Genomic DNA, 12190 nt, shown 5'->3' on the forward strand with positions numbered 1-12190 from the left:
TTTTTGCATTTTTAAGATAGATTATAAAAAGCCTTTCTCTTTTAAGAAAGGCTTTTTTGTTTAATAAATGTATCGTAAATAAATACTTATAATAATCATTTCTGAAGCCTGTGTTTTTCAGAATAAATTAAAAAACGCAAAGTTTTTAAAAGAATACCTTAAAAAATTTCTAAAGTTGACTTCATCCCTTTACCTTTGTACTCCATATTAATTTTAACAGAGATATGAATAAACAAAATAAAAGGAGAGAGGCATTATTGTATCACGCAAAACCTACTCCTGGTAAAATTCAAGTAGTTCCTACTAAAAAGTATGCAACACAGAGAGATTTGTCTTTAGCATATTCACCTGGAGTTGCTGAGCCTTGTCTGGAAATAGCAAAAGATGTAAATAATGTATATAAATACACAGCAAAAGGAAATCTTGTTGCTGTAATTACAAATGGTACAGCTGTATTAGGGTTAGGAGATATCGGACCAGAGGCATCAAAACCTGTAATGGAAGGAAAAGGACTATTGTTTAAAATTTTTTCTGATATAGATGTTTTTGATATTGAAATTGACACAAAAGATGTTGAGAAGTTTATCGAAACAGTAAAAATGATAGCTCCGACATTTGGGGGAATTAATCTGGAAGATATTAAAGCTCCCGAGTCTTTTGAAATAGAAAGAAGATTAGTAGAAGAGCTTGATATTCCTGTAATGCATGATGATCAGCACGGAACAGCTATTATTTCGTCTGCAGCATTGATAAATGCTTTAGAGTTGGCTGGTAAAAAAGCAAAAGAAGTTAAGGTTGTTGTTTCCGGAGCAGGATCAGCAGCATTAGCTTGTGCGAACTTATATGTTCTTCTTGGTGTAAAAGAAGAAAACGTTTATATGTTTAATAGTAAAGGTCTTTTAACAAAAGAAACACCGGGAATGTCCAGCCTGCAGAAAGTGTACGCAAAAGATCTTAAAGGTGTTTCAATGGTAGACGCTATAAAAGGGGCGGATGTTTTTATCGGATTATCAGGACCAGACGTGCTGACTCCTGAAATGTTGCTTTCTATGGCAGACAATCCGATTGTTTTTGCAATGGCTAATCCGGTATCGGAAATCGATTATGATCTTGCAATTGCGACAAGAAAAGACATTATAATGGCAACAGGAAGGTCGGATCATCCTAATCAGGTAAATAATGTTCTGGGGTTCCCTTATATTTTTAGAGGAGCACTTGATGTAAGAGCGACAAAAATTAATGAAGAAATGAAGATGGCAGCTGTAAAAGCGTTAGCTTCTTTAGCAAAAGAGTCTGTTCCTGAGCAGGTAAATGTGGCTTATGGAGAGACGAAATTAATATTTGGTCGTGATTACATTATTCCAAAACCATTTGATCCAAGACTGATTGCTGTAGTTGCCCCTGCAGTTGCAAAAGCAGCAATAGATTCAGGAGTGGCTCAGAATCCGATTACTGACTGGGATAAATATGAAGAGGAGTTGTTGGAAAGACTGGGTAATGATAATAAGATGGTCAGATTATTGACTAATAGAGCAAAAATAGATCCTAAAAGAGTTGTCTTTGCAGAAGCAGATCATTTAGATGTTTTAAAAGCAGCTCAGATTGTTTTGGAAGAAGGAATTGCTCTTCCAATATTATTAGGGAACAGAGAAACTATTTTAGGGTTAAAAGAAGAACTTGGATTTGACACAGAAGTTCTAATTATTGATCCGAAAACACAAGAAGAGGAGAGTAGAAGAAATAAATACGCAGAAAGTTATTGGCAATCAAGTCAAAGAAGAGGGATTACTCTACTTGATGCTCAGAAATGGATGAGAGAGAGGAATTATTTTGCAGCAATGATGGTTAATGAGGGAGAGGCAGATGCTTTGGTTACAGGTTATTCAAGAAGTTATCCTGCTATAGTGAAACCTATGATGCATTTGATCGGGAAAGCACCGGGTGTTTCTAGAATTGCAACAACTAATATGATGATGACTCAGAGAGGACCTATGTTCTTATCTGATACAGCGATTAATCCAAATCCATCAGCAGACGATTTAGCTAAAATTGCTTTAATAACAGCCAGAACAGTAAAAATGTTTGGAATAGAACCTGTTATTGCAATGATCTCGTTTTCTAATTTTGGTTCTTCTAACCATGAAAGTGCTACTAAAGTAAGAGAAGCAGTAGAATATTTACATGAAAATCATCCGGACCTTATTATAGATGGAGAATTGCAGACTGATTTTGCACTGAATGCTGATATGCTGAAAGAAAGATTTCCATTTTCTAAATTGGCAGGAAAAAAGGTAAACACTTTAATTTTTCCAAACCTGGAGTCTGCCAATATCACTTATAAAATGCTAAAAGAATTAAATAAAATAGATTCTATCGGTCCGATAATGATGGGAATGGACAAACCGGTTCATATTTTTCAGTTAAGAGCCAGTGTTGAAGAAATGGTAAATATGGTAGCTGTTGCCGTTGTTGATGCACAGGAAAAAGAAAAAAGAAAAAAGAAATAAACAGGGAGAAATTTTAACTTAAAATTTTATTCTATTTAACTAATGTTTGGGTTAATATATAATTATAATGATTACTGAAAGATTTTTGTTACTTTTGGGAATTCAGATAATTAAATAAATGATTGCACATATACAAGGTAGATTGATAGAGAAAACACCAACCGGAGTCGTAATTGACTGCGGTGGTGTTGGCTATCACATTAATATCTCACTACATACTTATTCATTACTTCCGGAATCTGAAAGTGTAAAACTCTTTACTTATCTTCAGATAAAAGAAGATTCTCATACTCTTTTCGGTTTTGTAGAAAAATCAGAGAGAGAAATTTTCAGATTATTAATATCCGTTTCCGGAATTGGAGCTAATATTGCAAGAACAATGTTGTCTTCCATTGCTCCACAACAAATTATACAGGCTATAGCAGTTGCTGATGTGGCTACAATTCAGTCTATAAAAGGGATTGGAAGTAAAACAGCTCAGCGTGTTATTCTTGATCTGAAAGATAAAGTATTAAAAGTATATGATTTGGATGAGACTTCAGTCCATCAGAATAATACAAATAAAGAAGAAGCATTATCAGCATTAGAAGTTTTAGGTTTCTTAAGAAAATCTGCTGAAAAAGTTATTGAGAAGATTGTTAGAGAAAATCCTAATGCGACAGTCGAAGAAATTATAAAACAAGCATTAAAAAACTTATAGCTTTTGGAAACATTTTATTTAAAAAGAATGAAGGGTATAAGCATTAGCAGTGTTTTTTTATTATCCCTTTTTTTTAATTTCAGTGTATTTGCTCAGGAAGAGGTTCAGGATAGCCTTAAGACCGGTTTTTCTGTTGGTAAATTAAAAGTAGAGAATCCTAAGAGTATACTTGAAGCTTATACCTATGATCCTGTAACGGACAGATATATATATACTAAAACATTTGATGGTTTTAATATCACCTATCCCATTATTCTCACACCAAAAGAATATGAGGAGTTGGCATTAAAAGAATCAATGCGAAATTATTATAAAGAAAAGCTGGACGCTATTGATGGTAAAAAAGAAGGTAGTGAAGAAAATAAGAGAAACTTATTACCGAGATATTATATTAATTCAGGTTTTTTTGAAACCATATTTGGCGGGAATACAATAGACGTTAAACCAACCGGTTCTGTAGAAATGGATCTTGGAGTCCGATTCACTAAACAGGATAATCCTTCATTTTCACCAAGAAATAGGAAGAGTATTACTTTTGATTTTGATCAGAGAATTAGTTTAGGGCTACAGGGTAAAGTAGGAACACGATTAGATGTTAATGCTAATTATGATACAGAGTCTACATTTGCTTTTCAGAATATAATGAAACTGGAATATGAACCAACTGATGATGCTATTGTACGTAAAGTAGAAGTTGGTAATGTAAGCTTACCATTAAATAGTTCATTGATCAGAGGAGTACAGAGTTTATTTGGTGTAAAAGCTCAGTTTCAGTTTGGAAAAACAACTGTTACAGGTGTTTTCTCTGAACAGAAATCGCAAACCAGAACAGTAGCAGCAGAAGGGGGAGGGGCAATTCAAGATTTTGACTTGTTTGCATTGGACTATGATTCAGACAGACACTATTTCCTTTCCCAGTATTTCAGAAACAAATACGATGAAGCATTAGAGAGTTATCCATATTTAAATACAAGAGTACAGATTACGAGAATAGAGGTTTGGATAACTAACAGACAGAATAGAGTCAATACTACGGATAATAGCCTTAGAAATATTGTAGCATTACAAGATTTAGGGGAAGAAAGATCAAGTAAAGTAGATGTATCCCAAATAATTGGTTTGGGAGCTATTCCGGCGGGATTCTTTACCGGACAGGTTGATGCACCTTCAAATAATACTAATAATAAATTTAATCCTGCTCTGATAGGTAATGGTGGTCTGCTGAATAGTAATATCAGACAGATATCTACAGCGAGTACAGGTTTCACAGGAGTTACTGTTAGTGAAGGGATAGATTATGCAAAACTGGAGAATGCTAGAAAACTGGCTTCCAGTGAATACACCTATCATCCACAATTGGGATATATCTCTTTAAATCAGAAATTAGGAAATGATGAAGTTATTGCTGTTGCCTATCAATATACTGTTGGAGGGCAAGTGTATCAGGTGGGGGAATTCGGTACAGATGGTGTTGAAGGTACAGTTGTAGATAATGGAGGTCAGCAGGATCAAACTGTTATTACTCAAAGTCTAGTCTTAAAATTATTGAAGAGTAATTTAACGAATGTAAATAAACCGATATGGAATCTGATGATGAAAAATATTTATCAGATTCCCGGAGGTTATCAATTAGAACAGGAGGGATTCAGATTTAATATTGTTTATTCGGACCCTTCCCCTTTAAATTATATTAATCCGGTTGCAGGAACTCAGTTACCAGATGATGTAGCACAAACACCGTTGTTAAAAGTCTTCAATGTAGATCGATTAAATTATAATAATGATCCTCAAAAAGGAGGAGACGGTTTTTTTGATTTTATTCCGGGAGTAACAGTAGATGTACAAAATGGTAGATTGATCTTTACAACAGTAGAGCCTTTTGGTAAACATTTATTCAAAAAATTATCGCCTCCTAATGCAGTAGGTGAAGATTATGATAATACAGCTTCTTATAACCCAAATCAGAAGAAGTATGTATTCAGGCAAATGTATAGAACTACTCAGACCGCAGCATTACAGGATACGGATAAGAATAAATTTGAATTAAAAGGAAAATTCAAATCTACTAATGGTGATGGTATTGCTATTGGTGCATTCAATGTGCCACAAGGATCAGTAAGAGTAACAGCAGGAGGAAGAGTTTTACTAGAAGGTGTTGATTATACAGTCAATTATCAGTTGGGTAGGGTACAGATCATTGATCCGGCGCTTCAGGGATCAAATACACCAATTGAGATTTCTCTTGAGAATAACTCTGTTTTTGGACAACAAGTCAGAAGATTTGCTGGGATTAATATTGAACATAAATTTTCAGATAAATTTTTAGTAGGAGCTACTTTTCTTAAAATGACTGAAAAACCTCTTACTCAGAAATCAAATTACGGACAAGAATCTGTTAATAATAGTATTTATGGTTTTAATACTAACTTCTCGACGGAAGTACCCTTCTTTACAAGATTGGTAAATAAGCTTCCTAATATGGATACAGATGTTCCTTCTAATTTTTCTTTTAGAGGAGAGATTGCTTATTTAAAACCCGATGTTCCAAAAGCAACCAAGTTTGACGGAGAGGCAACGATTTATGTAGATGATTTTGAAGGTTCACAAACCACTATTGATATGCGTTCTCCTTTTGCCTGGAGTTTAGCAAGTGCACCTATCGGTTTTGGAGGAGAAAAATCAGATGCAGATTTAGAATCCGGTTTTAAAAGAGCAAAATTATCATGGTATACAATTGATCCGACTTTCTATAGTCAGAGACCATCCGGTATTTCCACTGCTGATCTGTCTTATAACAGAACAAGGAGGATTTATAGTGAAGAGTTGTATCCTGTAACTGATATTGCTATTGGACAATCTACAGTAGTTCCTACTTTGGATTTAACGTATTATCCTAAAGAAAGAGGACCTTACAACTTTAATACGCTTGCAAACGGAAATGATTTGCCGACTATTGGTGTTGGTAATAACTGGGGAGGTATTATGAGATCAGTAAACTCAACCAATTTTGAGCAGTCCAATGTTGAGTATATTCAGTTTTGGGTAATGGATCCTTATTATGGAAACGAAAATGATCCTGATAATCCGGCAACTCCGAGCAGTCAGGGTGGTAAACTGGTTTTTAACTTAGGTCAGATATCCGAAGATGTTCTGAAAGACGGTAAGAAATTCTATGAAAACGGATTACCTGTAGACGGAACAAATCAAAATACAATTACAACACAGTGGGGTAAAGTGCCAATGTCTCAGTCTCTGATCTATGCATTTGATACCAATGAAGGTAACAGAGCGGCTCAGGATTTAGGTTTAAACGGACTTACAGACGCTGAAGAAGCACAGCTTTTCCCACAGTTTGCAGGATTAGCAGATCCCGCAGCAGATAATTATGAATATTTTTTAAGCGCTCAGGGAGATGTTATTCAGAGATATAAGAACTATAATGGATTACAGGGGAATTCACCTGTAAATGTTTCTAATAATAACAGAGGATCAACAACCTTGCCTGATGTGGAAGATATTAACAGAGATAATACGATGAATACTATTAATGCGTATTATAAATTTAGTGTTGATATTAAGCCGTCAATGGCAATAGGAGATAAGTATGTGTCCGATATCAGACTAACCTCTGCTAAAGCTCCGAATAGTGAAATTGTGCGTGCACGTTGGATTCAGTTCAAGATTCCGATCATGGATGCAACTGATGAAAATCGCGAAGGGGATATTTCCGATTTCCGATCTATTCAGTTTATGAGAATGTTTATGACTGGTTTTGAAGAACAGACCACTTTGCGTTTTGGTGCTTTAGATCTGGTTCGTGGAGAATGGAGAAGATATACAAATACATTAGATCCTTCAGATCAAAACGTAGCGGATGATAATACCGGTTTTGATGTTCTGTCTGTAAATATTCAAGAGAATGGGAACAGAGTTCCTATACGCTATGTGATGCCTCCGGGAGTTAGAAGAGAACAGTTATATAATAATAACAGCATTATTAATCAGAACGAACAGTCTTTGTCTTTAAGAGTTTACAAAAAAGAAGCAGTATTGCCGGGTCTCGGAGGTCTTGAACCAAATGATTCAAGAGCCGTGTTCAAAAGTCTGAATATGGATATGCGTCAGTTTAACCGTTTAAAGATGTTCCTGCACGCAGAATCTTTACCAATAATGTCTGCATCAAGTCCAAATGGAGAAACTTCTCCTTTACTGAATGATCAGATGATTGCTTTTATTCGATTTGGTAATGATTTTACACAAAACTTTTATCAGGTGGAGATTCCGTTAAAAGTTACTGCAGAAGGCGCAACTATAGATACTGATATATGGCCGGAAGATAATGAGATTGATTTGAAAATGTCTTTATTAACACAGATAAAGATTTTAGCAATGAGTGTTGATCCTACTACTTTACCGGCAGATGGAATTTTTTATAAGTATGAAGATGAATTAGATCGTTCTCTGGCTAATAAATCAAATAAACTGCGAATAGGTGTAAAAGGGAATCCTAATTTTGGCTATGTAAGAACCATGATGCTGGGTTTAAAAAACAATTACACAAAAGAAATTCGTGGAGAAGTCTGGTTTGATGAATTGCGTCTTGCCGGGATGAATAATAAAGGAGGTATGGCTGCAGTGGCGAATATGGATACAAATTTTGCAGATCTTGCAACTATTTCTGCTACCGGAAGAATGAGTACTATCGGTTTTGGTTCCATTGAGCAGGGACCAAATGAAAGAAGCAGGGAAGATGTAAAACAATATAATCTTGTTACAAATCTTAATATAGGGAAATTATTACCTAAAAAATGGGGGATCAACTTACCTTTTAATTATGGAATTGGTGAAGAAACGATAACACCTGAATATGATCCTTTTAATGAAGATATAAAGTTAAACCAGCTGATTAGTGTTACGGCAGATCCTGTAGAGAAAGCAAATCTGAAAGACAGAGCAATTGATTATACAAAAACAAAAAGTATTAACTTTATTGGGGTAAGAAAAGAAAGAGGAGCGGAACAGAAAACAAGAATTTATGACCCGGAAAATCTGACATTATCTTATTCATTCAATGAGATAGAACATCATGATTTTGAAGTAGAAAGCTTAGTAGATCAGCAATTACGTACTACTATTGATTATAGTTACAGTTTTGATCCAAAACCGATTGAGCCTTTTAGTAAGACAAAATTCATGAAGAAAAGTAGTTACTGGAAATTACTAAGTGATTTTAACTTTAATTATCTGCCTTCAAACCTTACATTCAATACGAATATTATAAGACAGTTTAATAAGCAGCAGTTCAGGCAGATTGATGTAGAAGGAATTGGATTAGCACCATTGTACAGAAGAAATTATATGTTCAACTATCAGTATGGATTCAATTATAACTTCTCTAAATCATTACGATTCAATTATACCGCTTCTACAAGCAATATCGTTCGTAATTATCTGGATGGTAATGGAGATCCGATAGATAGTTTTACAATCTGGGATGATTACTGGAACGTAGGAGATCCTAATCAGCATATGCAACAGCTGGTAATGAATTATGATATTCCTATCAATAAGATACCTGCGTTGGCTTTTGTTAAATCAACCTATTCTTATACTTCAGATTATAACTGGCAACGTTCTTCTTTACAAATGTCTAATATTAAGGGGTCAGATGGTATTTTTTATAATTTAGGAAATACAATTCAGAATGCTAATTCTCACAGATTGAATACCTCTTTAAATATGGATATATTCTATAAATACATAGGTTTGATCAAACAAAAGAAATCCCGTAGTTTCCGGAAAGATGCGAATAAAAACGCACAACCTTTACCAGGACAACGAATAGCAAAAAATAATGCTCAGCAGGATACTGAAGGGAATGTATTTTTCAATGGTCTGATCGGAGTAGTAACAAGTATTAAGAATATTCAGGTTAACTATACGGAGAATAACGGTACTGTTTTACCGGGATATTTGCCAAGTATCGGTTTTTTAGGGTCTTCTAAGCCGTCATTAGGTTTCATATTCGGTAGTCAGTCAGATGTTCGATATGAGGCAGCTAAAAAAGGATGGCTGACAAATTATCCGGATTTTAACCAGAACTTTACTAAGGTTACCAACAAATTGCTGAATGTAACTGCTCAGGTGGATTTATTTCCTGATCTAAAAATAGATTTGTCTGCCGACAGAAATTATTCAGAGAGCTTCTCTGAGCAGTATGATATAACAAATGGGGTGTATAACTCAAGAGCTCCTTACACTTCCGGAAATTTCTCTATTTCAACAGTTTTAATAAAAACCTCTTTTAGTAAAAGTGACCAGAATTCTTCCGCTGCTTTTGATGAAATGAGAAGTAACAGACTGACTATCGCAAATCGTTTAGCAACTAATCATTATGGAACAACTGCTTTCCCGGTTGATGCACAGGGATTCCCGGTAGGATTCGGTAAGAACAGTCAGGCGGTTCTGTTACCTTCTTTCTTAGCTGCTTATTCAGGGTCAAGCGCTTCCGGTATTTCATTAGGAGCTTTCAGAAATGTACCGATACCAAACTGGAGTATAAAATATACCGGATTAATGAGGTATCAGTTCTTTAAAGATATTTTTAAACGTTTTTCTTTACAACATGATTACAGAGCATCTTATACAATTAATCAGTTCAGGTCTAATCTGGATTATGATCAGAATCCAAATGGATTAGATGCAGGAGGAAATTTTCTGAATAAAACGATTATTTCAAATATTAATCTGGTAGAACAGTTTAATCCTTTATTAAGAGTGGATTTTGAAATGAAGAATTCCTTTAAATTTTTAGCGGAGCTCAAGAAAGATCGTGCTTTATCAATGAGTTTTGATAATAATCTTTTAACAGAAGTAAAAGGATTTGAATATGTAGTTGGTGTGGGATATCGATTTAAAGATGTAGTTATTAATTCTACATTAGCAGATAATCCGACAAATACGATTAAAAGTGATATTAATATAAGAGGAGATTTGTCATTAAGAAAAAGTGAGACAATAGTAAGGTATTTAGATTATGATAATAATCAGCTAGGAGGCGGACAAAATATATGGTCATTAAAAATAACAGCGGACTATTCATTTAGTAAAAATTTAACTGCAATTTTCTACTATGATCATTCATTCTCTAAAGCTGTAATATCTACTTCGTTTCCGATAACGAATATCAGGGGAGGATTTACACTGAGGTATAACTTTGGAAATTAATCAATAAAGATTTTAGATTTAAGAAAGTAAGATATATATTTGCTAAAATTAAGTAAACAACCAAAAAAATGAATATACCAGCCAATTTAAAATACACAAAAGACCACGAGTGGGTTAGTATTGAAGGAGACATTGCAACTGTCGGAATTACAGATTTCGCACAGAAAGAATTAGGAGATATTGTTTATGTTGAAGTGGAAACACTTGATCAGACATTAGCTAAAGACGAAGTTTTCGGAACAGTAGAAGCTGTAAAAACAGTTTCTGATTTATTCTTACCTCTTTCAGGTGAAATAGTTGAGTTTAATGATAGTCTGGAAAGTGATCCTGAAAAAGTAAATTCAGATGCTTATGGAGAAGGTTGGATGATAAAAGTAAAAATCTCCGAATCTTCAGAACTAGAAGGACTTTTATCTAGTGAAGCTTATAAAGAATTGATTGGTGCTTAAAAAAAGATATTTTTGGATAGCTATATTCTGGACAATTGTTATTACAATTCTAAGTCTAATAAGCTCTAGCGATGTTCCAAGTGTCGGAATTCCAAATATTGATAAATTAGTACATTTTATTTTTTATTTTTTATTTACAATTACCTGGTATTTGTGTTTTAGAACCAGTAATTCAAAAGGATTGAATAAAAAAGCGCTTTTTATTTCATGTATAGCAGCCATTTTTTATGGTATAACGATGGAGTTTTTCCAGTTGTTATGTACAACAAGCAGATCAGGAGATATTAAAGATGTTATTGCAAATACAACAGGCAGCATATGTGCCGTGTTGTTAATAATAGGTTATTATAACTGGAAGAAATCAAAGTAGAAAATTTAAAGTTAAAGAAGTGATCTTTGTGCCCATTTCTTTAACTTTAAAATAAATTCAAAATAAATGGATCCTGCATTCTGTGGGATTTTTAATTTTACAACTATGGAAATAAAACAATATTTAGACTCGACTTATCTAAAGACAGCAGAACAGGCTGGTTTAACTTATGATGAGAATAAGAAAGTAGTAACAGGCTTTATCAAAGAAGCCATAGAAGAGGATTTTAAATTAATTATGATCCGACCGGATATGGTATCTACGGGAAAAAAAATGATAACTGAAGCAAATTCAAAAGTTGTCGTTGGGACGGTTATAGATTTTCCGGAAGGAAAATCAGATGTAAAAGAGAAGATAGCAGAAGCAGAACAAGCGATCAAAGATGGTGTAGATGAGTTAGATTATGTTGTGGACTATGAAGCTTTTAAAAAAGGAGAAATTGATAAGGTAAAAAATGAAGTTTTACTTTGTACACAATTCGGTTTGTCCAATAATAAAGTTGTTAAATGGATTATTGAAGTGGCAGCATTGACTGACCATGAAATTGTTCAGTTAACTTCTCTTATAAAAAATGTAGTTGTTGCAAACTTCAAAGAAGAATCCTATAAAGATGTTTTTGTAAAATCATCAACAGGGTTTTATAAAACAGAAGGAGGTCTGCCAAATGGAGCTACAGTTCCAACAATCGTTCTGATGCTGGAAAATTCTTTTCCTTTACCTGTAAAAGCAGCCGGAGGAGTAAGAACTTATGAAGAAGCAGTAGAAATGATTAAATTAGGAGTAAAAAGAATAGGAACATCTTCAGCTAAAGAGATTGCTAACGGAGGAATTGCTGCCGGAGGTTATTAATTTTTAAAAGTTTAATGTGTGAATTACTTTAAGAGAGTTTTGAAAAAAACTTTTTTAGAGTATCTTTGCACGAGTTTTTAAAAATCTA

Annotated in this window: 6 protein-coding genes; all 6 read left to right on the forward strand. The window is 34.1% G+C overall.

Features of this window, described 5'->3' with window-relative positions:
• Positions 1-224: 224 nt before the first annotated feature.
• The gene (locus tag AC4FQX_RS07805) at positions 225-2507 is read left to right on the forward strand and encodes an NADP-dependent malic enzyme (protein ID WP_491167120.1); all 2283 of its coding nucleotides are present in this window, start codon (positions 225-227) and stop codon (positions 2505-2507) included.
• 118 nt (positions 2508-2625) lie between these two features.
• Positions 2626-3207, forward strand: a complete 582-nt coding sequence (ruvA, locus tag AC4FQX_RS07810) for a Holliday junction branch migration protein RuvA (protein ID WP_491167121.1) — start codon at positions 2626-2628, stop codon at positions 3205-3207.
• A 27-nt stretch (positions 3208-3234) separates the two neighbouring features.
• The gene (gene sov, locus AC4FQX_RS07815; RefSeq protein WP_491167122.1) at positions 3235-10434 is read left to right on the forward strand and encodes a T9SS outer membrane translocon Sov/SprA; all 7200 of its coding nucleotides are present in this window, start codon (positions 3235-3237) and stop codon (positions 10432-10434) included.
• Between the two features lie 68 nt (positions 10435-10502).
• The gene (gcvH, locus tag AC4FQX_RS07820) at positions 10503-10883 is read left to right on the forward strand and encodes a glycine cleavage system protein GcvH (protein WP_491167123.1); all 381 of its coding nucleotides are present in this window, start codon (positions 10503-10505) and stop codon (positions 10881-10883) included.
• Positions 10876-11253, forward strand: a complete 378-nt coding sequence (locus AC4FQX_RS07825) for a VanZ family protein (RefSeq protein WP_491167124.1) — start codon at positions 10876-10878, stop codon at positions 11251-11253. Before gcvH ends, AC4FQX_RS07825 begins: the two co-directional genes overlap by 8 nt.
• A gap of 105 nt (positions 11254-11358) precedes the next feature.
• Positions 11359-12102, forward strand: coding sequence for a deoxyribose-phosphate aldolase (gene deoC, locus AC4FQX_RS07830; RefSeq protein ID WP_491167155.1), 744 nt, complete (start codon positions 11359-11361; stop codon positions 12100-12102).
• Positions 12103-12190: the final 88 nt, after the last annotated feature.

This window comes from Flavobacterium sp. AK-301 (assembly GCF_058310215.1).

Bases quoted from the DNA above. Each gene is read 5' to 3' on its own strand.
- AC4FQX_RS07805 (WP_491167120.1), top strand. From the start codon at position 225: ATGAATAAACAAAATAAAAGGAGAGAGGCATTATTGTATCACGCAAAA.
- ruvA (WP_491167121.1), top strand. From the start codon at position 2,626: ATGATTGCACATATACAAGGTAGATTGATAGAGAAAACACCAACCGGA.
- sov (WP_491167122.1), top strand. From the start codon at position 3,235: ATGAAGGGTATAAGCATTAGCAGTGTTTTTTTATTATCCCTTTTTTTT.
- gcvH (WP_491167123.1), top strand. From the start codon at position 10,503: ATGAATATACCAGCCAATTTAAAATACACAAAAGACCACGAGTGGGTT.
- deoC (WP_491167155.1), top strand. From the start codon at position 11,359: ATGGAAATAAAACAATATTTAGACTCGACTTATCTAAAGACAGCAGAA.